Genomic DNA, 25,156 nt, shown 5'->3' on the forward strand with positions numbered 1-25,156 from the left:
GTCTTCGAGCATGTAGCGCAGACGCTCGGCCGGGTATTCCGGGTCCATCGGCACGTAGGCGCCGCCGGCCTTGAGGATGGCGTACAGCGCTACCACCATCTCCACCGAACGCTGCGCCGCCACACCCACCAAGGTGTCGCGAGTTACGCCAAGCTTTTGCAGATGGTGGGCCAGTTGGTTGGCGCGCAGGTCCAGCTCGGCGTAGCTCAGACACTGCTCGCCGAACACCAGGGCGATGGCCTGCGGCTGCGCCTGCACGCGCTTCTCGAACTGACGGTGCACCGGCTCGACCGAGCCGTAATCGACGCGGATGGCATTGAAGCTCGTCAGCGCCAGGCGATCCTGATCATCGTCCAGGCGGTGCTCGCCAATGGCCAGTTGCGGCTGTTCCAGTAACTGCTCCAGCAGGCGAATGAAGCGCTGATGCAGGCGCTCGACGGTGGCCGCCTCGAACAGATCCAGGGCGTAGTTCCAGTTGCCGGCCAGCTCCTCGCCCGGACCTTCCCAGGTGTGCAGCGCCAGGTCGAACTGCGCGCTGCCGCTGTCCAGGGCGATCAGCTCGGCACGCAGATCGGCCGTCAGTTGCAGGCTGTTCTGCGGGCGCTGCTGGTGGTTGTACAGCACCTGGAACAGCGGGTTGTGGCTGAGGCTGCGCTCGGGCTGCAATGCCTCGACCAGTTGCTCGAAGGGCAGCGCCTGATTCGCCTGGGCACCCTGCGCCGTACGCAGCACCTGCGCCAGCAGTTGCTCGAAACTCTGCTCGCCACTCAGTTCGCTGCGCAGCACCTGGGTATTGACGAAGAAGCCGATCAGCCCCTGGGTTTCGCTCTGCGTACGCCCGGCAATGGGCACGCCGACACGCAGGTCGCGCTGGCCGCTCAGGCGATGCAGCAACACCTTGTAGGCCGCCAACAGCACGGTGAACGGCGTGCAGCCCTGTTGCCGCGCCAGCTCGCGCACGCGCGCGGCAAGCGCGGGCTCCACGCGAAAGGCCAGGCGCGCGCCACGAAAACTCTGCTGCGCCGGGCGCGGATGGTCGCAAGGCAGCTCCAGCAACGGCTGCTCGTCGCCCAGTTGCTCACGCCAGTAGGCCAGTTGCCGCTCGCCTTCACCGGCATCCAGGCAGGCGCGCTGCCACAGGGCATGGTCGGCGTAGCTCAGCGGCAGCTCGGCGAGTGCGGCAGGCTCGCCCTGCACGCGCGCGCGGTAGAACTGCGCCAGCTCGGTCAACAACAGCTGGATCGACCAGCCGTCGGCGATGATGTGGTGCAAACAGACCAGCAGCACATGCCGCTGCTCGTCCTCGCGCAGCAGGCCGATGCGCCACAGCGGCGCCTGTTCGAGGTCGAACGGGCGCTGGGCGAACTCACGCGCCAGGGCGGCAAAGTCATCGCCCTGCAGCGGTTCCAGGGTCAGTGCCGGCGCCGCGTCGACGCACTGGCGCGGGTTGCCGTCGGCATCGGCGAAGAACCGCGTGCGCAGGCTCGCATGACGTTGCGCCAGATCGCTGAAGGCGCCCAGCAACGCAGCCTCGTCCAGCGGCCCCTGCAACTGCAGGGCGCCCGGCAGGTGATAGGCGCTATTGCCCGGCTGCAGCTGTTCGAGGAACCACAGGCGCTGCTGCGCGTAGGACAGCACGCTGCCCTCGGCATCGGCCGCTCCCGGCGGAATCGGCAGCGCCGAGGCGTCGAGCCCCTGCTCGCGCAGCTTGTCGAGGAAGGCTCGGCGCTGCTGCGGCCCCAGGCCGAGAAAGCGACGCGACAGCAGCAGGGCTTTGTCATGCAACAGATTCACTGAATTTCCTCCAGAGCGCTCATCAGGTCGTCGAGCGCATCCAGGCGTTCATCGTTGAGGGCCTGGCTTTCCAGGCCGCGGATCAGGCTGGCCATGCTGGCCACGGTGGTGGCCTCGAAGGCCTGCGCCAGCGGTACCGTGACGCCGCGCGTTTCGCGGATAAGGGCCAGCAGGCGGGTAGCCAGTAACGAGTGGCCGCCGAGTTCGAAGAAGTGGTCGTGACGGCCGACCTGCTCCACCTTGAGCAGGTCGCGCCAGAGCTGCGCCAGGTGCTGCTCCAGCTCGCCCTGTGGCGCCTCGACGCTGCGCACCGGCGCCTGTGGCGCCGGCAGTGCGCGGCGATCCAGCTTGCCGTTGGCGTTGAGCGGCAGGCGCGGCAACAGGATGATCTGCGCCGGCACCATAAAGGCCGGCAACTGCGCAGCGAGGGCCTCGCGCAGCGCCTGTACCTCGACCTGCTGGCCGGCCTCGGCCACGCCATAGGCGATCAGTTGCGTACCGGCTGCCCCTTCGTGGGCGACCACCACGGCCTGGCGCAAGGGCGCGCTGGCCAGCAGGCAGGCTTCGATCTCGCCCAGCTCGATGCGCTGGCCACGAATCTTCACCTGGAAGTCCACCCGGCCGACGTATTCGAGCTGGCCCTCGGCGTTCCAGCGCGCCAGGTCGCCACTGCGGTACAGGCGCTGGCCCGGTGCGCCGAAGGGGTCGGGCACGAAGCGTTCGGCCGTCAGCCCCGGGCGCGCGGCATAGCCACGGCCCACGCCGGTGCCACCGATATACAGCTCGCCGACCACGCCAGCGGGCAACAACTCGAGGTCACCCCCCAGCACGTACAGGCGGTTGTTGTCGGTCGGCAGGCCAATGGCGATGGGCTGTCGCCGTGGCGGCGACGCATGCAGGCGGTACAGCGCCACATCATCGGCGCATTCGGCCGGGCCGTAGGCGTTGATCATCGGCACCTGCGGGTAGCGGGCGAACCAGCGCGTGGCCAGCTCATGACTCAGCGCCTCGCCGGTGGGCAACAGCCAGCGCAGCGCCGGCAGCGCCACGGGCGACGCGTCGAGCATGCCGTCGATCACCGCCGGCACCGCCTCCAGCACGCTTACCCCGGTGGCAGCGACGCACGCCAGCAGCGCCTGCGGATCATGGGTGATGGCATCGGGGATGATCTCCAGCGCGCCACCGAACAGCGGCGCGGTGAGCAGTTGCCAGACCGAGATATCGAAGCCGGTGGCAGCGGTCTGGGCGATCACGTCCGCTTCACCGAGTTGCAGGTAAGGCACCTTGGCCAACTGGTTGTTGAGCATGCCGCGCTGGTTGACCATCACCCCTTTTGGCTCGCCGGTGGAACCGGAGGTGTAGATCAGGTAAGCCAGGTGCTCGGAGCCGGCGTAGCGCCCGGGGTTGTCGCGGCGGCTGTGCTCCAGCATGTCTTCATAGACCAGCACGCGCGGCGGCTGCGGCAGTTCGGCGAGCATCGCCTGAACCTGCGCCAGCTGCTCGCGCAGGGTGATCAGCACCGGCGCGGCGCTGCTGGCCAGCATGCGTGCGCTGCGCGCCGGCGGATGGCGCTCGTCCAGCGCCAGGTAGGCAGCACCGGCCTTGAAGGCGCCGATAATCAGGCTCAGCAGTGGCAGACCACGGGGTGCATACAGCGCCACCACGTCATCGAACTGCACACCACACTCGATCAGGCCATGACCGATACGGTTGGCCCGCTCGTTGAGTTCGAAATAAGACAGCGTCTGCCCCTGGCAGCGGGCGACGGTACGTGCGCCCTGCTGCTCGACCTGCGCCTCGAAGCGCGCCAGGTAACTCTGCGCATACCATTGCGGCTGCATCTCGCCCTGGCCCAGCTGACACAGGGATTCGCGCTCGCTGTCATCGAGCAGGCGCAGCTCGCTCAAGGGACGCTGCGGCGCCTCGCTCAGCTGCAGCAGCAGACGACGGAAATGCCCGACCACTACCTGCATGTCGACCACGGCGAACTGCTGGGTATCGAAGCTCAGTTGCAGGGTCAAGCTGGCACCCGGCAGCAGCACCACGGTCAACGGATAGTTGGTGTGGGTGCGGTTGGCCAGCGGCGTGATGCGGTAGGTTTCGACGGCCTCCTGCACCTCGCCACCGAGCGGCACGTTCTCGAACACGAACAGGCTGTCGAACAGCGGCTGGCCACGCGGGGTGTCGGCGAGGTTTTGCACCTCGGCCAGGGATAACTGCTCATGCTGACGCATGCCGGCGTTCTGCGCCTGCAGCGCTTGCAGCAATTGCAGCCCGGTCGCGCCCGCGCCCGGCACTCGGACGCGCAGCGGCAAGGTATTGATGAACAGCCCCAGCGCCTCTTCGATGCCCTCAAGCTCAGTGGGGCGCCCGGCCACAGTGACGCCGAACAGCACGTCGTCGCGCCCGCTGTAGCGCATCAGCAGCAGCGCCCAGGCCGCCTGAACGAAGGTGTTGACGGTCAGCTGATGACGCCGCGCCTGCTCGGCCAGCGCGCGGGTCTGCTCGGCATCGAGCGCGAGGCTGACGTCATGCATGCCCGCCTCGCCCTGCTGGCGGCGATAAGGCAGTGGCGTGACCGTGTCGAAGCCGGCCAGCTCGTCTCGCCAGTAGCGACGACTGGACGCCTCGTCCTGGCGTGCGAGCCAGGCGATGAAGTCGCGATAGGGTCGCGCCGGCGGCAGTTGCAGGCTGCGCCCAAGCAGGCGAGCGCGGTACTGGGCGAAGAACTCGGCCAGCATCAGGCCGCGGCACCAGGCGTCGATCAGGACATGGTGATGGCTCTGCACGATGCGCAGATCGGCCTCGGCGAACTTCACCAGGCGCAGGCGCAGCAAAGGCGCCTGGGTGAAATCGAAGCCGCGCTGACGCTCCTCGCGCAGGATCGCCTGCAACCTGGCCTCGGCTTCATCGCGCGGCAGCTCGCTGAAGTCGAGGAACTGCACGGGCGAAGGCACCTGGCGCAGCACCAGTTGATGCGGCGTCCCTTCCAGATTGCAGAAGGCCGTGCGCAGCGCCGGGTGACGCTGCACCACCTGCTGCCAGGCATGGGTGAAGGCCTCCACATCCAGGGCGCTGGCCACGGCGTACTGGTCCTGCATCAGGTAGATGCCGCTGCCCTGCTCCAGCTGGCTGTGCAGGAGGATGCCCTGCTGCATCGGCGCCAGCGGGAACAGATCCTCGATCTGCTGCGGCGCATGAGGCAAGGCGTCGAGTTGCGCCTGGCCGAGCGTTGCCAGAGGGAAATCGGAAGGTGTCAGGCCACCGGCTCCGGGCGCGCAGCAATGCTCGATCAACTGCCGCAGCGCCTGCTCGTACAGATCCAGCAGACGCTCGACGGTGCTCGTCTCGAAGCGCGCACGGCTGTAGGTCAGCATCAGTTGCAGGCAACCGCCACGCACCTGACCGTCGATGGCCAGGGCATTGGCCAGCGGGCCGCTGCCGTCGCGTGGCGCGCCGCTCGCTTCATCGGCCAGACGCCAGCGCCCAGCGGCCTGGTCATCGAAACGGCCCAGGTAGTTGAAGGTCAGCCCCTGGCCCGTCAGCTCCTCCAGCGGAGCCTTGGCCAGGTACTTGAGCACGCCGTAGCCGATGCCCTTGTCCGGCACCTGACGCAGCCCCTCCTTGACCTGCTTGAGGGTCGCACCGAGGTCATCGCCAGCCTGCAGCGCCACGGGGTACAGACTGGTGAACCAGCCCAGCGTGCGGCTCAGGTCGAGCTGATCGTCCTCGCGGCCATGGCCCTCGAGGCCGATCACCGTACGCCGGCGCCCACTCCACTGCCACAAGGCCTGGGCCAGCGCCGCCAGCAACACATCGTTGATCTGCGTGCGGTACGCCGCCGGCACTTCGCCGAGCAGGCGCGCAGTGGTGGCGGCATCGAGCTGCAGCTGCAATTGGCCGGCATCGGCGACCTTGGCGCTGCCTTCGGGGCGGTCGCAGGGCAGGCAGGCGTCGGCGGCGCTGAAGCCCTGCCAGTATTCCAGTTGTGCCGCCAACTGCGGGCTGCCGGCCAGGGCCTGCAGATGCGCCGACCATTGCTGGAAGTTGGTCGCAACGGCCGCGAGACTGATCGCCTGCCCGGCCAGTCGCTGCGCGTAGGCCTGCTGCAGATCCTCGAGCAGCACGCGCCAGGACACGCCATCGACCGCCAGGTGGTGAACGGCCAGTAGCAGTCGATTACGCCCGTCCGGCAACTGCGCCAGTACCGCGCGCAGCATTGGGCCGCGCTCGATATCCAGGCTGCGCTGGGCCTCGTCGCACAGCGCCGGCAGGTCGTCGTTGGCGGCCACCTGGCATACCCACAAAAGCTCCTGCGTCGGCTGCACGTCACGATAGCGCTGCTGCCAGTTGCCCTGCGCATCGCGCTGGAAACTCAGGCGCAGGCTGGCGTGGTGACGCACCACGGCCTGCAGCGCCTGCTCCAGTTCACGGGCGTCGAGCGGCTCGTCCGCCGCCAGCAGCAAGGACTGGTTCCAGTGGCCGATGCGCGCCGGAGGCTGGGCGAAGAAGCGCGCCTGAATCGGCGTCAGGGCAAAGGCGTGCGTCACCTCCGCGCTGGTATTTGCGGGTGCCGCCGACGCCTCTGCGACGACGGCAACCTGCGCCAGTTCGGCGATGCTCTGCTTCTCGAACAGCTGCTTGGGCGTCAGGCGAATGCCCTGGCGTCGCGCCCGGGCGATGATCTGCAGACTGAGGATGGAGTCGCCGCCAAGGGCGAAGAAGTTGTCGTGACGGCCGACGCGCTCGACCTTCAGCACCTGCTGCCAGAGCGCTGCCAGCTGCGCTTCGACGCCCTCGTGCGGCGCCTCGAAGCCCTGCTCTGCCGCCTGCGGCTGCGGCAGCGCCTGACGGTCGAGCTTGCCATTGGCGGTCAGCGGGAAGCGTTCGAGCAGCAGCACATGGCTCGGCAGCATATAGTCAGGTAGACGCTCGGCCAGTTGCGCCTGCACCTGCGCGGGATCGAGAGAAGAGTCCTGCGCAACCACATAGGCGAGCAACTGGCCGCGTTCGTCCAGTTGCACATGGGCATCGGCGACGCCCGCCAGGCCACGCAACTGCGCCACGATCTCGCCGAGGGCGACGCGGTAGCCGCGCACCTTGACCTGGTCGTCACCACGCCCGAGAAATTCGATACGCCCGTCGGCCAGCAGGCGCGCACGGTCGCCGGTGCGATACAGGCGCTCACCCTTGGCGAAGGGATCAGGTAGAAAGCTTGCCGCCGTCAGCCCCGGACGATCGAGATAGCCGCGCGCCAGACCAGGCCCACCCAGGTACAGCTCGCCAACCGCACCTTGCGGCAGCGGCGTCAGGGCCGCATCCAGTATCAGTGCGCGCACGTTGGGCAAAGGCCGGCCAATCGGCACCACGCCGCTCAACGCTGCCAGCTCGGCGTCCGTGACCTCGTGAGTCAGCACACCGACCGTGGCCTCACTGGGGCCGTAGTGGTTGATCACCCGGCACTGCGGGCGCAGACGCTTGACCTCCTTCACCAGCTCGGCCGGCAGCGCCTCGCCGCCAAAGATCAGGGCATGCGCAGGTATCGCACGCTCACCTGCGCCGGCCTGCAGCAGACCGGCCAGGTGGGTCGGCACGATTTTGAGGATGCCGACCTGCTGCGTGCTCAGGTAGTCCGCCAGGCTATCGGCATCGGCCACGGTTTCCGCGCTCAGCAGGTGCAGGGTACGCCCGGACAACAGCGCGCCGAACAGCACGGTATGGCCCAGGTCGGCCGCAACGGTGGACACCATCGCCATGCTCGCCTCGGGCGCCAGGGCCAGTTGTTCCAGCAGGCCCTGCACATAGTCGGCCAGGGCCGCATGGCTGATCATCGCCCCCTTGGGCTGGCCGGTGGTGCCGGAGGTGTAGATCAGATAGGCCGCCTGCTGCGGGTGCACCGGCACCGCTGGCGCCTCGCTGGTCTGCTGACGCCACGGCGCATCGGCGCTGAAGTCCAGCTGCGGGCCATTGAAGCCTTGCACCGACGCGGACTCACAGAGCAATACCACACAGGCACTGTCGGCCAGGACGAACGCCTGACGCTGCGCCGGCCAGGCCGGATCGAGTGGCACGAAGGCAGCGCCGACCTTGAGCGCAGCCAGCAGGCCGATGACGAAAGCCGGCGAACGCTGCAGGCACAGCCCGACGCGCTGCTCCGGTGCCACGCCCAGGGCAAGCAGGTGCTGCGCCAGCTGATTGGCCTGGGCTTCCAGTGCCGCGAAGCTGAAGGGCACGCCGTCGTGCATCAATGCCACGGCCTCGCCGTGCACCTGCGGCAGCCACAGATCGAGCACGGTCGCAGCGGCGAACCTGCGCTCGACGCCCACAACCTGCGCCGGCTGCGCCGCGAGTTGCAGGTTGGCCAGCGGCGCTTGTGGCTGCGCCAGCAATTGCTCCAGCAGATATTCGAAATCGGCGGCGAAACCAGCGATGCGCGGCGCTTCGAACAGATCCTGCGCATAGGTGAAGGCGGCCTCGATGCCCTCGGGCAGGTCGATGATATCCAGCCCCAGATCGAAGTGCGCGGCCTGCTCGTCCAGCTGACTCGCGCTGAGGGTCACGCCAGGCAGGGCCAGATCCTGGGCCAGGGCGAACTGCTGGGTGAACTTCACCTGAAACAGCGGGTTGTGGCTCAGGCTGCGCTGCGGCGCCAGCGCCTCGACCAATTGCTCGAACGGCAGCAACTGGTGATCCTGCGCGCCGAGGGCCGCCGCCCGCACCTGCGCCACGACATCGGCGAAGCTGTGCTCGCCACCGAACTCGCTGCGCAGCACCTGGGTGTTGACGAAAAAGCCGATCAGCGCCTCGGTTTCCCGGCACACGCGCCCGGCACTGGGCACGCCGACGCGGATATCGCGCTGGCCACTGTAGCGCTGCAGCTGCACCTTGAAGGCGGCCAGCAGCAGCATGAACAAGGTGACGCCCTGATCCGAGGCATGGGCGCGCAGGCGCTGGCTCAGCGCCTCATCGAGACGGATGGCATGGCGCGCGCCGCGGTGGCTCTGCCGCGCCGGGCGCGGGTGGTCGGCGGGCAGTTGCAGCAACGGCTGCTCATCACCCAGCTGCTGCTTCCAGTAATCCAGCTGACGCGCGCCCTCGCCCGCCTGCAGCCAGCGCCGCTGCCAGATGGCGTAGTCGGCGTACTGCACCGGCAGTGCCGGCAGGTTCGGCGCCTGGCCGAGGACATGGGCGGCGTAGAGCTCGGCGAACTCGCGGATCAGTACCTGAATCGACCAGCCGTCGCAGATGATGTGGTGCATCACCAGCAGCAGGCGCTGATCGCCCTCGCTCACCCGCACCAGAGCGAGATGCCACAAGGGCCCTTGCTGCAGATCCAGCGGCAGGTTCATCCGTTCCTCGCGCAGGCGCGCCAGTGCCGCCTCGCCATCTGCCTCGCCACGCAGATCGAAATGCGCCAGGTCGACCGTAAAGGGTGGATCGATACGCTGCAGCGGCACGCCGTCCTCTTCGCCAGCGGCGAAGCGCGTGCGCAGGCTCTCGTGGCGACTGACCAGATCATCGAAGCTGCGCTGCAGCGCCGCCTCGTCGAGCCGGCCCTGAAACCGCAGCTCACCGCCCAACCGGTAGGCGCTGGCGTCACCCTGCAGACGCTCGAGAAACCACAGGCGCTGCTGCGCATAGGATTGCGCGCACTGCGCGTCACGCACCTCGGCCTGCAGGGGTGGCACCTGCCGGGCCGTGCGCGGCTGCGCCGCGACCCAGGCACTGAAATCCCCCAGACGTGGCCGTTCGAACAGACTGTCGGCCTGCAGCTCCAGCCCCAGCTCGGCGTTGAGACGCGCCAGCACCTGCATCACGCCCACCGAGTCGCCGCCACGCGCGAAGAAGTGGTCGCCCTGCCCCAGTTCCGCGCAGCCCAGCACCTCCTGCCAGGCCTGCAGAACCTGCGGCAGCACGGCGCTGGCTTGCGGCGCCGAACTGGTCGCATCAGCCCCTTGCAGGCGCCCCTTGTACCACTGCGCGAAGGTGGCCAGGCTGCCGTTCTGCCAGCCGCTGCGGCAGGCCGAGCGCTGCAGCTTGCCGCTGGTGGTGCGTGGCAAGGTGCCCGGTTCGAGCAGCAGGATCAGCTGCGGCGCCAGCTGGAAGCGCTCTCCCATGCCGTCGGCGATGCGCTGGCAGATCATCTCGGCGCTGATCAGCTTGCGCACGTTGCGGCTGATCTCCAGCGCCAGGCCGACGCCCTCGATTCCCTGTTCGTCGGTGACAGCGAATGCGGCGATACGCCCCTGGCGCAGCAGCTCGATGTCCTGCTCCAGCGCCTGCTCGATATCCTGCGGGTAATGGTTCTGGCCATTGAGGATGATCAGATCCTTCAGGCGCCCGGCGATGAACAGCTGACGCTCGCGTACCACGCCCAGATCGCCGGTGCGCAGCCAGCGCTGGCCATCACGCTCGACGAAGGCCTCGGCGGTCGCTTCGGGGTTGCGCCAGTAGCCCTGGGCGATGCTCGGCCCGGCGATCCAGATCTCACCGACCTGATCGTCCCCCAGAACCTCCAGCGTCTGCGGCTCGACGATGCGCAGCGGGTGCTCGGCATCGCTCCAGCCACAGGCCGGCAAACGGCTGTCCGCCTGGCCCAATGTGTTGCTGGCGAATGTCTGCACCTGCGGCTCACGCTCGGCGGCATCGACGCACACATACAGCGTCGCTTCGGCCAGACCGTAGCTCGGCGCCAGCGCTTCGGCACTGAAGCCCGCCGCCGCGAAGCGCTGGCTGAAGGCCCGCAGGGTATCCAGGCGGATCGGCTCGGAGCCGGAAAACGCCAGGCGCCAGCTGCTCAGATCGAGCGCCTCCAGGCTGCTCTGCGGCACGCGCTCGGCGCACAGGCGATAGGCGAAATCCGGCCCGCCGGAGAAGGTACCGCCGTATTGGCTGATGGCCTGCAACCAGCGCGCCGGCCTGGCGAGGAAGAAGTTCGGCGCCATCAACGTCAGGGTGCCGCCATGCAGGATCGGCAGCAGCAGCCCGGCCATCAGCCCCATGTCGTGATACAGCGGCAGCCAGCTGACCCAGGACTCCTCGCGACTGGCGCTGAAGCCGCGGCTCATGCTGCGCTCGTTGGCCAGCAGGTTGGCGTGGCTGACCATCACCCCCTTGGGCGCACGGGTGGAACCCGAGGTGTATTGCAGGAAGGCCAGCGCATCGCTGCTGATCAGCCGTGGCTGGTAGCCGGCACGGTCGTGGGCATCGACGTCCTCGATGGCGATCATCTGCGCCTCGGGCGCGAGCAGCGGCTGCAGGTCGGCCTGGCAACGCCGGATCACCTCGCGCGGCGCCAGCACCACCATGGGCTGGGCATCGAGCAGAATGCCGGTGAGGCGCTCGATGTGCATCTGCCGGTTGTTCTCCGGCGGAAAGGCCGGCACCGCGATCACACCGGCGTACAGGCAACCGAAGAAGGCGGCGGCATAGTCGGCGCCGCTAGGCAGCATCAGCACACAACGCTCGCCAGCCTCACAGCCCATGCGCTGCAGCAGGCCGGCGACAGCCAGCGCCTGCTCGCGCAGCTCGGCATAGGTCGTCAGCAGCGGCTCGCCCTGATCCGCCACGATATGCCGGATGGCCACACGGCCCGGCACGCGCTCGGCGTGATAATCCAGAATGTCGGCAAAGTGCTGCGCCTGATCCACCATCGATCTCATCTCGTCACCCGTGAAAACTCGTGCCTGCACAGCGGCCCGGCAGTGGCTGCCGACCGCTTGCGGAAGAAGGAAAACTGCGTCTGTCGATCAGCTGAGCGAGCCTGCGGCCAGACGCAGCGAATCGCGCACCTGCGTGCCGGCGGGCTCGACGAACATCGAGGCGACCAACTCCTCGGAGCGCATGGCCAGCACCGACAGCAGGGTGTCGCTGAGGCCATGACTGCCCTCGCAGCCGCCCTGCAGGAAGATCTGCGCCTGACAGTCCGCCCGCAGCGGCAGACGATATTGGCGATCGACCGCATCGCCTTCGATGTAGTCGGCGAATCCCGCCAGCAGGGTGCGGTGATAGTCGCGGCGATAACCGGTAGCGAGGATCACCGCATCGAAACGCTCGCGATGCTGATCGCCACCCAGGGTATTGCGTAGGGTCAGCTCCACGCCGCCGTCATCGGCGGCAACGGCCATGACTTCGCGATGGGTAAGCAAGCGGTGAGGATGCTGGCCGCGGACCTTCTGCTGGTAGAACAGGTGGTAGATCTTCTCGATCAGCTCCAGATCGACCACCGAATAGTTGGTATTGCGGTACTCGCTGAGCATCTGTGCGCGCTGCGCGGGATCCTGGGCGAAGATGCGGTCGGTGAAGTCGGCATTGAAGATCTCGTTGACGAACGGGCTGTCGTCCGACGGCTTGAGGCTGCCGCCACGCACCAGCAGGCTGGCCTCGATCTGCGGGAAGCGGCATGCCAGGTCATGGAAGATTTCTGCGGCGCTCTGCCCGCCACCGATCACGGCGACACGGCGCGGACGACTGCCATCGCCCAGCATGGCATCGAGCGCGCCCAGATAACGCGAGGAATGCACGATGCGCGGGTCAGTCATGCCGGCGAAGGCCGTCGGAATCTGCGCCACACCGCCGATGCCCAGCACCAGGTTGCGCGCGCGGCGCCGCGTGCTCTGCCCGTCCGCACCGCGCGAAACCACCTCGACGCCGGCACAGGTGCCGGCGCTGTAGAACGGCTCGATGCTGGTCACCTCTTCGCCGTAATGCACCTGCCCGGCGAACGCATCGGCAGCCCAGCCGAGGTAGTCGTTGAACTCTTCACGGCTGGGATAGAAGGTCTTCAGGTTGATGAAATCCTCCAGGCGCCCGCATGCCTTGAGGTAGCTGATGAAGGTGAAGCGGCTGGCGGGGTTGCGCAGCGTGGCGAGATCCTTGAGGAAGGAGATCTGCATGCTCGAGCCGTCGATCAGCATGCCTTCATGCCAGCTGAAGGCAGGCTTGCGCTCGATGAAGCAGACGTTGGGCTCTCGCCCGCTGCGCTGGGCGAACTCTTCGGTGGCGATGGCCAGAGCCAGGTTCGAGGGCCCGAAGCCAACCCCGATATAGTCGTAAACGAGCCCCATAAATCCTCCCGATATCTGCGTGCTGAATGGGCGGTTCGCCAGCCGGAATGAACTGGAAAACATTCTCATTAACACTGACGAACGAGGGGAAGGAATGTTTAGGGCGATTGCCTGCGGAATGTGAAATCACTTCGGCAAAAACGACTGCGCCCGCATCATGCGGGCGCAACGAGGACAGTCAATGCTCAGGAATGAGCGGCGCCACCAATCTCCAGCAGCGCGTTGCGACTGGCGCGGGCACGATGCTCGCCCTGCAGTTCGTGGAGCTGCCCACCATCCATCTTCAGCAGGCGGTCGGCCTGGTCGAAGTAATGATCGTCGTGACTGATGGCGAATACGGTCTTGCCGGCGGCCTTCAACTGCGGCAGCAGCTCGCGATAGAACACCTGACGGAACAGCGGATCCTGATCGGCGGCCCATTCGTCGAGCAGCAGGACGTCGCGCGCTTCGAGCAACGCCAGGAGCAAGGCCAGACGCTTGCGCTGACCGGCGGACAGACGTGTATCCCGCAGGCGCCCCGCCGCCACCTGCACCTTGTGGCGCATGTGCAAACTGCCCAGCCAGTGCTCGAGTTCTTCATCCGATGCAGCCACGCCGTGCGGGCCAAGCAGCTGCGAGAACAGGTGATAGTCGGTGAACACCGATGCGAACAGCTGACGGTAGGCCGGCCACTCCTGCGGTCCGAGCACCCGGCCATCGACACGAACCTCGCCGCGCTGCGGGATGTACAGGCCCGTCAGCAAACGCGCCAGAGTCGACTTGCCGCTGCCGTTGCCGCCGACCAGAAACACCGTCTCGCCGCGCTCAAGGCGCAGGCTGACCGGGCCCACGTCGAAGCCGGGCTCGCCGTCCTGTGCCGGATAGCGATACTCCACCTCATGCAGTTCCAGCACCTGCCAATGTCCGCTCAAGGGGTCGGCTGGATGCTCGAACGCCTCCACATGCGGTGCCAGCGCCAGCGACTCGACCTTGTCCAGCGCCACGCGCCCGGCGATCTGCGTCGGAATCGCCGCCACCGCCGAAACCAATGGCGTGCGCATGAACAGAATGGTCAGCGCATAGGTCGAGGCCACCGCCGTGGAGGCCCAACCCAGGCCGTTGGCCAGGTAGAACACCAGGCCGATGGTGCCCAGCACCATGATGTTGGCCCAGTTGCTGGCCAGGCCGTGGTAACGGTCGGCCAGGGTCACGTGATCGCGATAGGCGCGCGCGCTGAGGTCGAACTCGTCCTCGTACAGCCGCTGTGCGCGGTCGCGGTTAAGGGTCAGCTCCTTGCGCCCGTCGATCACCGCCTGGTAGTCGCCGTACAGACGATCCTCGGACTCACGCAGCATGCGCAGGTGATGATTGAGCCGCCCGACCAGCAGCCAGCCTACGCCGAGGGTGAAGCTCATCCACAAAAGCGTAGTGACGAACAGCCCCGGCGAGAGCCAGGCCAGATAGGCGAACGCCGCCAGCGTCAGCACGCTGCCATAGATCAGTTCGGGCAGATGGACGAAGGCCAGGGTGATGTTGCGGATGTCGCTGGAGAGGCTGGCGATGATGTTGGAACCACCGATGATCTCCAGACGCTCGATGCTGGTGTCCAGCACCCGCTTCACCAAAGCGCGGCGCATGCGATAGACGAAGCGGTGGCCCAGCGCCGTCAGCGACAGTTGCGCTGCCGAAGCCAGCACCAGCAGCAAGGCCAGCAAGGCGACGAACTGCCCCAGCGCCGCGCCCGGATTGCTCGCCGGGGTGAGCATGCGCTGATTGATGAAGGCAATCACCGCCACGCTGAGCAATGCGCTGCCCAGGCTGAGCCCCAGCACCAGCGCGATGGACCAGCGATATTCTTGGAAAACCAGACGCAGCAGCTTCATTCAGAACCTCTTGGCCAGGGGGCAGTTGCGAGCGCACTGCCCGTCGAGACGAACACGGCAATGCCCTAGGGTATCGCGCAGAATCAGATTGATGAGCGCTGGCGAGGTACCCAGTTGAGTCGCCACCTCGCGCTGGGTGAGGCCATCGAGCTGACTGAGCTTGAACACCCGGCGCATGCGCGGGGTCAGCTCGGCCAGCGCATCGAGCAACTGGCGCACCGCCTGCTGCCCGCCTACGGTCTGCTCCGGGGAAATTTCCGAGGGCTGCAGATCGGCCAGTTCGGCGGCGGCACCATAGCGCTGCTCCAGCTGCAGGCGGCGCAGATGATCAATGGCCAGATTACGCACCAGGCGCGTCAGGTAGCGCTCGGGCGACTCGACCCGAGACAGCTTGAGACCGCCCTCCCACAACTTGAGAAAAGCATCCTGCAGCACATCCTCGGCCCTGCTGCGACAGCCCAGAACTCGCGTCGCCAGATTGAGCAACGCATGACGCTGAGCCTGATAGGCCGCCAGCAAAGCCTTGCGGTCAAGGACCGCAGCAGAATGGTCATAGGCAGGCGCATTCGCTGCAAAAGACCGCCGGGAACCTCTCCGGCCTGGCGCCGGCAATGACTGTCGAGAACATTCCATGTGAGGTCACGCTCATTGGCAAGGAGCGCCAATCGTGCATGCAAACAGTTCTCATTACAATAATGGCGAGACGCCTTGATTTGGCGAGGCCCTGCCGACAATTTGAAATGGCCGCACGGCATCATGCCGCCGTGGCATCAGCGGATGACCAACATGGCTGCAGGTGATCGAGGAATACGTGTGGAACAGCGCGTTGCGACGAGCGCTCGCTGAACGCGAAGGAAAGCAATCAGGATGGCGTCCCCTGCTGGAATCGAACATAGCCACTCAAGACCAAGCCATGTCTAGCATTTAGCGTTTCGATATTCATTGCATACCCCCAAACGTACCCCTAAAACCCGAAGTACCTCTGCTTAACTCGCAATTTCACCATCGGATGGATCGACTACTGTCTTTAGGTTGAACCCCGAATGGTGCTCACAAACCGAGGAAAGCATGAAACGCGACATGGATCTGATAAGGAAAATTGTTCTGGCCGTTGAGACCGCGCCTCGCCAGGAACTGTCCGATGTTGACCAGCAGGCCTTCAATTACCATGCAAATCTGCTGATTGAGGCCGGTCTAGCAGAAGGTGCTGTTGGTCCATTACAACGCGGTATCCCTGCAATGATCGTCCTTTGGCGGCTCACTTGGAATGGTCATGACTTCGCCGACAGCATCAAAGACGACACCATCTGGAACAAAGCCAGAGAGAACGTGTTTAAGCCGACAGCTTCGTGGTCATTCGGTGTTCTGCTGACTTACCTGAAAGCCGAGATAATTCGAAACATACCCGGGATATAGGGTATCTAGCCTCCATCAAAGCCAACGCTCTGGAAGGTAGTTTTATCAACGCGACAACCCGCGTCACTGCTGGGCTGCGACGTTTTTCTATCCGCGACAGAGTGCCCGGTGTCGCGGATAAAAAATCGCTAGAGGTCGCGCCATTGCTGGGTTGTCGCGCTGTCGCGGATGGATCACCGCTCCGGCCGCGCCAGCGGCCTAGTTTCTCGAACCAAGGTGACCAAGGAAGACCCGCCTTCTTCCCGACTATCCACTCCGCTTAGAAGCTCATCACGGATAGCGGCCATGCGTATCTCGCATGGCCGCTCCTGCACGGTTCCACGATAGTAGATCCAGAGCTCATCGCTCCGGGTGTAGCGCCCTACTCTGACGGGGCCAGCCACATCATCGAGGTATCGCTCGCCAGGGCGGCGGACTTCGTGCTCGGCTTTGATTCTTGACATGGTGACGCTCTCCTGTGTGGAAGGCTTCAGAGTGCAAGCTGTCAACCGATAGATCGACCCTACAGGGGGTCAGCGACATTCCAAGTAACTCACAGACAACTGCCCGACGCCGCCGAGCAATACACCGGCGCATAAACGCCTGTTCACCCGCATCGAGCTTGCGGTAAAACCGCAGCAACAACCGCTCCTCTGGCGTCACCCAATCCCTATCCGGCTGCGCAACCCGCTCCGCCGGTTGCTCCCCTACAGCCGTGTTCACATCGATACTCATCTGCATACTCCGTCATTGGCAGTTGTCCGCAGACCTTACCGCCACTCTGGAATATGCAAGCCAGCCCGCAGCTTGGCAGCCTGCGCCCCAGCGGGCAAACAGCCACCTTTTATCAAGGACGTTGCCCTTAAATGGATCTGCTCCAACAAGCTCAAGCCCTGATCGGTAGCCAGTACGCGCCGCTATTCACTGCAGCCGTAACAGTGCTGTCTCTCTTCCCCAAGCTGATCGCACCGCTGCTCAGCGCCTTCGAGGCACACGACAAACACTTCGTGCGTAAGCCTCTTGAGCGACTAAAGGCTCTGCGCTCCAGCGTCGCCAAAAACCCAGACTTGTCCCATTACTTGGAAACGTCCATCGAGCTGGAGGCATTCCGCATCGCGTCTGGCGTCACCACCAGCCGATCAAAAATGGAGTTCTTGTTAGCGCTGGATAAAGACGGCAATTGGACTAAGCCGCAGCTTCGCAGCCTATGCCGACACCTGGAGGTGCCGGAAGGGAGCGATAAGCCCGAGGTCGTCATCGGCGGCTTCGAGAAATTCGCCGCGATCTGGAGTGCCGTTGCCGCAATGACCATAGGTGTAGTTGGCGCGTTGTATTTCACCGTCTCGGTGTATCAATTCAACGTCGGCGATTTCATCATTGGAGTAAGCGCGTTTGCCGCATCCATCGCGTTCGGCCGCTTCATAGTGAGCGATTTCATCAGCTACCGGCTCGCCCGCCGCGCCCAGGCAACCCTCGCTCGCCGGCAAACCGCTCGCTAAAGCAGGTCGCCCACCAACATGGCCTTGCCGATATCCCCCTGGCAGTCACCCTCGCCTGGGCGCCATTCCAGCGTGGCGCCCTCGCCCACCAAGTCTACGTTAAGGATGCGATCGAGGCACTCGCCCATGCCGTCCTTGCTGATCGCCACCAGGTGCTGGTCATCCCACGCGCTCACCTCGTAGGCGAATGCCTGCGCCTCCAGATCCTGCCCCTCGGTGTGGTTCAGCAACGAGGCATGCGCCTCCAGGCAAGTCTGGCGCTCGCGGTTACAAATGATCTCAACACCGTTGGTAGTGCCGTAGGCGTCGCCCTCAACGGCGCGCCAACCGCCCCAGATGACCAGATTGTCACCCTAGGCAAAACGCAGTGGCGGAATGGTGGTGGCGGTACGTTCCAGCGGCGCAGGGCCGGCAAGCCAGATGGCCGCATAAGCGGCCACCAGGGCGGAAGCGAGGGCAACGCAGAGGTAGCGAAGAATGGGTATGGTCGAACTCCTTTTCGTGGGTGGTGCCGCCCCGGAAATCCTCAGCATAGTTTAGTATCTGATATATTCTAATAATTTAGCGCCAACCACCCAGCGCTACCTGCAAAAGCAATTAGTCACAGTCATAATAAGCAGAGAGTACAGGCGCAATAAAATAAGATGGCGTCACACTGATAGATAAATTCTGCTTTAACATGCGCCTAACCCTCTTACGATAAACCGAATAATTAACAAGAACAAGTGCTTCATTAGCATCTAAGCTCGAATACGCAAGCGTCATATAGTACTTAACCTGCTCACCACTCATGCGCGCATTCTCGATCATTTTAGTCAGAATAGAAAATTGCTCTAAAAGCATAATACTACTATCGCGAGCTTCCATATCCTCAAGAGCCGTCTTTGCCGCAGATAAACTTTTACGCCACCCAATCGCATCAGCATTTATCTTCTTTCTTTCATCATAAATAAGGTCAGCAACATACGAATACGAACTAACAATTTTTCCATCCACATCTATTTTTTGCTCTGAACGCCGCTCACGCTGCATAGAAAGCAAATTAAAAAATGAACTTTCAAAATTTTGAGTCTTAAAAATCAACTCTTGCGCACGCAGTGACTCGACTGTTGAGGATAGCTCTTTTTCCTGCAGCGATATCGAAGAAACAATAGCAATAAGAGCAAGAAAGCTAAGTATTGGATTAAGTATTCCACCAACAAAGTCACCTACCTGACCCAGATTGGTGGTCACGTCGATTTTCAGCCATAAGAGCAATACAAAAACACCAACCACAGCCACTATGGTAAAAAACGCAAAGGCCAATATAAATCTCTGTGCAAAGTTCATCCCTCCAAACAAACGACCGAGCGCCTGCCTAATTGGCAAAAAATATGCGATCAGGAACACCGTAACAACAGTCGAGTAAACAAGAAGCAACAGCACTGCATTTTTCACAAAGGCACCTAATCAACACACAATCAAGGCAAAGATACAAAGTCATTCAAGGCTATGGGAAAGATCCACCAGCGCCAGATATTGCTTCATCATTGCAATGCAATTAGGACCATTGAAAAGCCAAATCACGTGAGAGTGTAGTGTATTATGCTGATTGTCAGCATGAATCATTTCGCGCATAGACTCTGCCGTCGAGTGAAGACATGTAAAATAGCGCTTAGCAGTACTATGTACCTCCTCATTGCTACCTCCATAATACAAAGATCTGGCGGGATAGGTTTTACATATTTCCTGCCATGCATCAGGATCATTGTGCGCAACAACCCTTCTGTAGAGGTGCGGTGCCTCATCTCTCAGGACGATTAGGTAGAAAGCGAAAAAAATCTCTACAGCTGCAGGCTTAACCGAAGAGCTAATAGCTTTTAGCTGCCTAAGGCATTTCTCCAACTCACGCGGCTTTAGCTTGAAAGTAGAAGATATGGAATACAAAATAGCCTGAAGCTCATTCAGGTTATACTGCCCAGCCAGAACCGCGTCTGAGGCGGGAGCAACAAAGTTTCTATCGCCACTCGCCGAATATCTATGCCGAATATCATGAAGCCTTATAGGTGGCAAAGACACACTACCAAAATTTAACTCCTGGGCCTGCAACCACTTCTCGGTGTTATCAAAGCTTAGCGAGTACTCAGCATCAAAGAACCTTTTGAGATATTTATCACCTTCAAAACCCACCCCATAAATCGCACCTATGGAGTGCCTGAGCTGAGCAACATCGCACGCAATAATGAACTTGCAATTTTCGACATCAAAAAAATGCTTAATTCTTTCCAGTAGCTCGATGGAAAAAGTTGGTCTGCATCGATCTAACTCATCTATGAAGATGTAGAGCGGGCGTGATTCTGTCTCGTACTTAACAGCTTGATTGGCAGCTGCCTCTAAAGCTAATGCTGCAAATCGAACCTTGAAATTCTCAACGACCTGCATTGTTTCTTTATTACTTTGCAGCAGATTATCCAGGGCTTTTTCAGCAGCATCTGCAAGTGCTTCGGAGTCAATTTTCTCAGTTATTGCTGCAACGTCTACCCCTGTAAACTTCTTAATAACCCCCTTGGCCAATGCAGGTGTAGCAGCCAGAATTACGCTAGTCGCTTTACTTCTGAAATCACGTAGAGCTTCCTCAGCCTTTCCGGTTGGGATGAACTCGAGAAGCGCATCATTGATTGCTGCGGTGAGTGCTACAAAAGCATCACCTGCATAATCATGCGTCCATGCATTGAAGTAGATAACCGCACGCTCCTGAAGTAATGCGTCATGCCAGTTCTGCAAGAAGAATGTTTTACCAGCCCCCCAGGGGGCATTCACATTCAGAACCTTTAAGTCTTCGTTGGTATCCAGATAGTTGGTCAGGAACTTAGCCACGCCCTCCCTATCCATCTTATCCTTGAACCACGGTTCTTCTTGCAGCAATGCCATACAAGACTCCAAAATAAAAAGTTAGAGTTATTGCAAGAGAAAATTAATTATCGGCGGCAGCCGTAATGGCTTCACACATAGGCTTGGTGTGCGAAAACTCGCTCGCCATCCATTCCGCAGGAACGTAGTAGTGATCGTTTCGGGTATAGGTAGGCATACCATCACTAGATGCGCAGGCCCACACGAGGTACTCGGCATCGCCAGTAAGGGCTGCGGCTACGAAAACCTGGCCGGTCTCTTGATCTACGGCAAAGGTGCGCTTCCATTGCGGAAGCTTCTTACCCGGTAGCTCGAACTCATTCCATTGAAGGCCCATTGATCAACTTCCTTTCGTTCTCAATGGGAACAGATCATGCCAGCCTTTTGCCATCCTCGACAACGGCCTCAAGCCCCGAAACACACTGTTCGAAAGTATTCAAGCGTTCTTTTCCTCAGCAGCTCGCTGTACTTATCGTTAGGCACCATAGGGTTATCAGCGCCCATTCATTACCAGTGAGACCGCCGCCTTAGCCATCCCCCCAACAATCGTCGCAACCGTTCCTCGTAGGGTTCTTCATGCTCCTGCTCGTCGAGGTTGTAGGCCTGGCGCTCTAGGGTGATCAGTGTCTTCAGCGTCTCGGCCAGCTCTCGCATGATCTTGGTGCGGTTCGGTAGCGCAATGATCTTGTGGTAAAGGTCGCTCAGCCGGTCGTTCCCGAAGGCGTCCGGGCTGCGCATCATCTCGCCCAGTGACTCTGCCAGGTCGCGGTGATCCGTCAGTTGCTCCAACTCTTCCAGTAGCTTTTTGGTCAGGCCGCACGAGCACCGCATATCCGCACGGTGCGCCACGATGGCCTCGCCATACTGGCCTGAAAGCTAAGCTCCTCAAATTTTAGGAGATTTACCGCGATGACCAAGAGCAGCAACAGATCGAATACCCCATACCGCAATTGGAAGCTCAGGACAGCTCAGATAGTCCTGGGGCGCGACCATCGCTCTTCGACGAAAAATCTTGAACAGCCCAGTTTGGAAAAGCCCCAGGATCGGCGTCTGATTCGGCTCAGAGCCTGATCCATGGTCGCTACTTGTCTCCTGGTTTAGACTCCCGGACAAACCAACAGCAAGGAAGCCGGAATGGCCAAGATTTCCGCAAAAGAACAGCGTGCCCTTCTTTTCTTGGGCATCTTCGTTGGGATACCGGTATTGGTTTTCCAGAAGATCACTGACGCCGGAGCATGGCCGTTCGTGCTCGGTGCGCTGATCATTGGCGGTGTTTCCTATGTTTTCATCAAAAAAAGCCAGCACGCTGCACGGATCGCCTATCTCCGCAAGAAATACAGCAATGAGTCCACCGTGCAAGCGATCCTCAAGGGTTCGATCTGGGAGGGAATGAGTGAAGATCAGCTAATAGACTCCATTGGTCGCCCCGCCGCTGTAGACCAGAAGTACCTGAAGACGAAGACTCGCGAGGTCTGGAAATACTACCCGCAGGGCAAAAACCGGTACGGACTGCGCATCACCCTAGATGATGGCCAGGTGAATGGCTGGGACTCGAAGGGCTAACCTGCATTGTCAGGCTGGTAGGGAGTACGCTCCCATATCGAACCAACATATTCAGGCAAAAGAAAACCGGCTCGAATGGCCGGTTTGTCTTAGTTCCCGTCTTATTCGGGAGGATGTGGGAGCATCCGAGAAAAAATCGATGGCGTCCCCTGCTGGAATCGAACCAGCATCTAGCCCTTAGGAGGGGCTTATTCTATCCGTTGAACTAAGGGGACCCAGCCCAGCGAGCGGTGTCGCAAAGGCCGGGCGCATCTTAGCGGCGTCGCGCGCTTTTGTCATGCCGCAGCCAAGCTTGCAGCGCGACAAAAGCGCGACGAGTCCACATCGAGCCCATCCGCCTCGGGGGTGGGCGCTGCCTCACTCAGAACAGCCCGAGGCTGTGCAGGAACACCACCAGGATTCCCAGCGGGGTGATCACGCGCAGCACCTGCCACCACAGCGCGAACAACTGCGGCTGCTCGATGCCGATGGACTCCTGCACCAGCTTGCGGCTCAGCGCCCAGCCGGCGAACAGCACGGTGGCCAGGCCGCCCAGCGGCATCAGCAGGTTGCTGGTGAGAAAGTCCAGGCTGTCGAAGAAGGTCTTGCCCAGCAGGGTCACCTCGCTCCAGGCATTGAACGACAGCACCGTGCCCAGGCTCAGCAGCCACAGGGCGATACCGCTGAGCGCCACCGCCTTGAAACGGCTGATGCCGAACTTCTCGGTCAGCCAGGCGATGGTCGGCTCGCTCAGGGAAATCGCCGAGGTCAGCGCGGCGATCGCCAGCATGATGAAGAACAGCCCGCCCACCAGCTGGCCCAGGGGCATCTGGCCGAAGGCGATAGGCAGGGTGACGAAGATCAGCCCCGGCCCCGCGCCCGGCTCCAGGCCATTGGCGAATACCAGCGGAAAGATCGCCAGGCCGGCCAGCAATGCCACGCCGGTATCGGCCAGGGCCACCAGCAGCGCGGTCCTGGCGATCGAGGTGCCGGCCGGCAGGTAGGAGCCGTAGGCCATCATCGCGCCGCTGGCCAGGCTCAGGGTGAAGAAGGCATGGCCCAGCGCGGCCAGCACGCCCGCGGCGCTGAGCTTGCTGAAGTCGGCGTCGAAGAGAAAGTGCACCGCCTGCATGAAATGCCCGGTGGTGGCGGCGTAGCCCACCAGCACCAGCAGCAGGACGAACAGCCCCGGCATGAGGAAACGCAGCGAGCGCTCCAGGCCGCCGCGCACACCGAAGGCGACGATACCGAGGGTCAGTACCAGCACCAGGCTGCCGTAGCCGACCAACTTCCAGGGGTCGGCCAGCATGGCGCCGAACAGCGCACCACTGCTCTCCCCGTTCAGGGCCGTGAAACCGCCGGTCATGGCCGTGGGTGTGTAGGCCACGGCCCAACCGGCGATCACCGTGTAGAAACTGAGGATGAGAAAGCCGGTCAGCACCACCAGCGTGCCCAGCCAGCGCCAATGCCGACTCGCCCGCGCCTCCCTGGCCAGTGCGGCGAAGGCGCCTTCCGGGTTGGCACGGCCGCGACGGCCGATCATCACTTCGGTCATCAGCAGCGGAATGCCGATGGCCAGGATGCACGCCAGGTAGACCAGGACGAAGGCGCCGCCACCGTTCTGCCCGGTGATATAGGGGAACTTCCAGATATTGCCCAGGCCCACGGCCGAGCCGGTGGCGGCGAGAAAGAACACCCAGCGCGAGGACCACAAGCCTCGGCCGGCGCTGCTGGAGGCACCGGCGAAGGTGCCGGCGGCGATGCTGTCTTGACTCATCGGGACTTGCCCTCTTGTTGTTGTGAAAAAGTCAGAAGCCTGGGGTGGTCGGGCCACCCCGCTTGGTGCGCGCGACGCACCTCAGCTAGTAGGGTGCGCCGTGCGCACCAGCGTTATTGCCTATGCATGGCTCACAGACCGCCCTGCAGGCGCTCGCGGGCCATGCGGTCGGCAATCGCCGCGGTGGTCGCGCCTTCACGTTCGGCGCGCTGGAAGATTTCCGTCAGGGTCGGGCCGATGCCTTCGATATGTGCCTTGAGCTGGGCCGCGCTGCCACCGGTGCGCTCGTAGCAGACGTCGATGATGCCGCCGGCGTTGATCGCGTAATCAGGCGCGTACAGGCACTCGCGGCGCCGCAGCACCTCGGCCAGGCTGGCGTCGGCAAGCTGGTTGTTGGCAGCGCCGGCGATGATCGGCGCGCGCAGCGCTTCCAGCGTCTGCAGGTTGACGATGGCGCCAAGCGCGCAGGGCGCGAACACATCCACGTCGAGACCGTAGATGTCGTGCTGGCCGACGGCGGTGGCGCCGAGCTGGGCGACCGCGCGCTGCACGTTGGCGGCCTGGATATCGGTCACCCATAGCTGCGCGCCGGCCTCCTTGAGCAGCTTGGCCAGGCCGAAGCCGACCTGCCCCACGCCCTGGATGGCCACACGGATGCCGGAGAGATCCTGACGCCCCAGGCGATGCGCCACCGCCGCCTGGATACCGATGAACACGCCATAGGCGGTGGACGGCGATGGATCGCCGTCACGACTGCCGCCACCGAAGGCCTCGCGCTGGCCGGCGCCGGCGACGTGGCGGGTGCGCTCGGCCATGATGCGCATCTCGGCCACGCCGGTGCCGGAGTCCGCCGCGGTGATGTAGCGCCCGCCGAGGCTGTCGACGAAATCGCCCATGGCCTGGAACAGCGCCTCGCTCTTGCCGGTGTGCGGGTCGCCGATGATCACCGCCTTGCCGCCGCCCAGCGGCAGGCGCGCCAGGGCGGACTTGTAGGTCATGCCGCGCGACAGGCGCAGCACGTCGCGCAGCGCCTCCTCGTCGGTGGCGTAGTTCCACATGCGGCAGCCGCCCAGCGCCGGGCCGAGCGTGCTGTCGTGGATGGCGATGATGGCTTTCAGGCCGCTGGCCTTGTCGTGGCCGTAGACCACCTGCTCGTGCTGATCGAAGTCGACGTGGGCGAAGACGGACATGCTGTTTCCTCAAATCTGGGCACGCCAAACGGCTGCCCTTACTGGTGTTGTACGCACGGTTACCCCGTGGGAGCGGCTTTAGCCGCGATGCTTTTTAGGGGTTTCACAGGCCATTCGCGGCTAAAGCCGCTCCCACAAAAAG

General features: G+C 62.9%; 15 protein-coding genes and 1 tRNA gene (1 of these 16 only partly in view). 3 read left to right on the forward strand and 13 right to left on the reverse strand.

Features of this window, described 5'->3' with window-relative positions; translation table 11 throughout:
- The 5 genes from BLS61_RS16630 to BLS61_RS16650 all read right to left on the reverse strand — a co-directional run.
- On the reverse strand, window positions 1–1,794 hold the beginning of the coding sequence (locus tag BLS61_RS16630) for a non-ribosomal peptide synthetase (RefSeq protein ID WP_090432701.1). It extends 14,190 nt beyond the left edge of the window; only the first 1,794 of its 15,984 coding nucleotides appear in the window; it begins with the start codon at window positions 1,792–1,794; its stop codon lies beyond the left edge, outside the window.
- Window positions 1,791–11,447, reverse strand: a complete 9,657-nt coding sequence (locus tag BLS61_RS16635; protein WP_090432703.1) for a non-ribosomal peptide synthetase — start codon at window positions 11,445–11,447, stop codon at window positions 1,791–1,793. The genes BLS61_RS16630 and BLS61_RS16635 overlap by 4 nt, the downstream gene beginning before the upstream one ends.
- Before the next feature lie 96 nt (window positions 11,448–11,543).
- Window positions 11,544–12,860, reverse strand: coding sequence for a lysine N(6)-hydroxylase/L-ornithine N(5)-oxygenase family protein (locus BLS61_RS16640; protein ID WP_090432705.1), 1,317 nt, complete (start codon window positions 12,858–12,860; stop codon window positions 11,544–11,546).
- 185 nt (window positions 12,861–13,045) lie between these two features.
- Window positions 13,046–14,722, reverse strand: a complete 1,677-nt coding sequence (locus BLS61_RS16645) for a multidrug ABC transporter permease/ATP-binding protein (RefSeq protein ID WP_090432707.1) — start codon at window positions 14,720–14,722, stop codon at window positions 13,046–13,048.
- Entirely contained in the window at window positions 14,723–15,355 is a 633-nt protein-coding gene (locus BLS61_RS16650; RefSeq protein WP_090432709.1) for a sigma-70 family RNA polymerase sigma factor, read from the reverse strand.
- Between the two features lie 435 nt (window positions 15,356–15,790).
- Between BLS61_RS16650 and BLS61_RS16655 the strand changes: the two genes are divergently transcribed.
- Both BLS61_RS16655 and BLS61_RS16665 read left to right on the forward strand, forming a co-directional pair.
- On the forward strand, window positions 15,791–16,138 hold the full coding sequence (locus BLS61_RS16655; protein ID WP_090432711.1) for a DUF2513 domain-containing protein: 348 nt from the start codon (window positions 15,791–15,793) through the stop codon (window positions 16,136–16,138).
- Between the two features lie 845 nt (window positions 16,139–16,983).
- A complete protein-coding gene (locus tag BLS61_RS16665) occupies window positions 16,984–17,616 on the forward strand; it encodes a hypothetical protein (RefSeq protein ID WP_090432715.1) in 633 nt (210 codons plus the stop codon).
- Here BLS61_RS16665 and BLS61_RS23905 read toward each other — a convergent pair.
- The 5 genes from BLS61_RS23905 to BLS61_RS16690 all read right to left on the reverse strand — a co-directional run bounded on the left by BLS61_RS23905 (window position 17,613) and on the right by BLS61_RS16690 (window position 21,354).
- Window positions 17,613–17,846 carry a hypothetical protein gene (locus BLS61_RS23905; RefSeq protein ID WP_244157970.1) on the reverse strand — a complete coding sequence of 78 codons (234 nt, stop codon included), beginning with the start codon at window positions 17,844–17,846 and terminating at the stop codon, window positions 17,613–17,615. The two genes, BLS61_RS16665 and BLS61_RS23905, sit on opposite strands and share 4 nt — an antisense overlap.
- A gap of 367 nt (window positions 17,847–18,213) precedes the next feature.
- Window positions 18,214–19,053 (reverse strand): hypothetical protein, encoded by an 840-nt coding sequence (locus BLS61_RS16675; protein WP_139205569.1) that lies wholly within the window; start codon window positions 19,051–19,053, stop codon window positions 18,214–18,216.
- Window positions 19,054–19,095: 42 nt separating this feature from the next.
- Window positions 19,096–20,526: a KAP family P-loop NTPase fold protein gene (locus BLS61_RS16680; protein ID WP_090432720.1), complete on the reverse strand. Its 1,431-nt coding sequence runs from the start codon at window positions 20,524–20,526 to the stop codon at window positions 19,096–19,098.
- A 43-nt stretch (window positions 20,527–20,569) separates the two neighbouring features.
- Complete coding sequence (locus BLS61_RS16685) at window positions 20,570–20,842, reverse strand: hypothetical protein (protein ID WP_090432722.1); 273 nt, start codon at window positions 20,840–20,842, stop codon at window positions 20,570–20,572.
- A gap of 170 nt (window positions 20,843–21,012) precedes the next feature.
- Window positions 21,013–21,354 (reverse strand): hypothetical protein, encoded by a 342-nt coding sequence (locus tag BLS61_RS16690; RefSeq protein WP_090432724.1) that lies wholly within the window; start codon window positions 21,352–21,354, stop codon window positions 21,013–21,015.
- A gap of 285 nt (window positions 21,355–21,639) precedes the next feature.
- Here BLS61_RS16690 and BLS61_RS16695 point away from each other — a divergent pair, with 285 nt between their 5' ends.
- Window positions 21,640–22,068: a hypothetical protein gene (locus tag BLS61_RS16695; RefSeq protein ID WP_244157971.1), complete on the forward strand. Its 429-nt coding sequence runs from the start codon at window positions 21,640–21,642 to the stop codon at window positions 22,066–22,068.
- Window positions 22,069–22,208: 140 nt separating this feature from the next.
- Here the strand turns inward: BLS61_RS16695 and BLS61_RS16700 are convergent.
- The 3 genes from BLS61_RS16700 to BLS61_RS16710 form a co-directional block, all read right to left on the reverse strand.
- Window positions 22,209–22,283, reverse strand: a tRNA-Arg gene (locus BLS61_RS16700).
- A 146-nt stretch (window positions 22,284–22,429) separates the two neighbouring features.
- Window positions 22,430–23,824 carry a sodium-dependent transporter gene (locus tag BLS61_RS16705; RefSeq protein WP_090432726.1) on the reverse strand — a complete coding sequence of 465 codons (1,395 nt, stop codon included), beginning with the start codon at window positions 23,822–23,824 and terminating at the stop codon, window positions 22,430–22,432.
- A gap of 131 nt (window positions 23,825–23,955) precedes the next feature.
- Window positions 23,956–25,014 (reverse strand): Leu/Phe/Val dehydrogenase, encoded by a 1,059-nt coding sequence (locus BLS61_RS16710; protein WP_090432727.1) that lies wholly within the window; start codon window positions 25,012–25,014, stop codon window positions 23,956–23,958.
- Window positions 25,015–25,156 lie beyond the last annotated feature (142 nt).

The sequence above is a fragment of the Ectopseudomonas guguanensis genome, assembly GCF_900104265.1.
GTDB lineage: Bacteria > Pseudomonadota > Gammaproteobacteria > Pseudomonadales > Pseudomonadaceae > Aquipseudomonas > Aquipseudomonas guguanensis.

Bases quoted from the DNA above. Each gene is read 5' to 3' on its own strand.
- BLS61_RS16695 (WP_244157971.1), top strand. From the start codon at position 21,640: ATGGCCAAGATTTCCGCAAAAGAACAGCGTGCCCTTCTTTTCTTGGGC.
- BLS61_RS16635 (WP_090432703.1), bottom strand. From the start codon at position 11,447: ATGGTGGATCAGGCGCAGCACTTTGCCGACATTCTGGATTATCACGCC.
- BLS61_RS16680 (WP_090432720.1), bottom strand. From the start codon at position 20,526: ATGGCATTGCTGCAAGAAGAACCGTGGTTCAAGGATAAGATGGATAGG.
- BLS61_RS16665 (WP_090432715.1), top strand. From the start codon at position 16,984: ATGGATCTGCTCCAACAAGCTCAAGCCCTGATCGGTAGCCAGTACGCG.
- BLS61_RS16650 (WP_090432709.1), bottom strand. From the start codon at position 15,355: ATGGAATGTTCTCGACAGTCATTGCCGGCGCCAGGCCGGAGAGGTTCC.
- BLS61_RS16640 (WP_090432705.1), bottom strand. From the start codon at position 12,860: ATGGGGCTCGTTTACGACTATATCGGGGTTGGCTTCGGGCCCTCGAAC.
- BLS61_RS16685 (WP_090432722.1), bottom strand. From the start codon at position 20,842: ATGGGCCTTCAATGGAATGAGTTCGAGCTACCGGGTAAGAAGCTTCCG.
- BLS61_RS16710 (WP_090432727.1), bottom strand. From the start codon at position 25,014: ATGTCCGTCTTCGCCCACGTCGACTTCGATCAGCACGAGCAGGTGGTC.
- BLS61_RS16655 (WP_090432711.1), top strand. From the start codon at position 15,791: ATGAAACGCGACATGGATCTGATAAGGAAAATTGTTCTGGCCGTTGAG.
- BLS61_RS16645 (WP_090432707.1), bottom strand. From the start codon at position 14,722: ATGAAGCTGCTGCGTCTGGTTTTCCAAGAATATCGCTGGTCCATCGCG.
- BLS61_RS16705 (WP_090432726.1), bottom strand. From the start codon at position 23,824: ATGAGTCAAGACAGCATCGCCGCCGGCACCTTCGCCGGTGCCTCCAGC.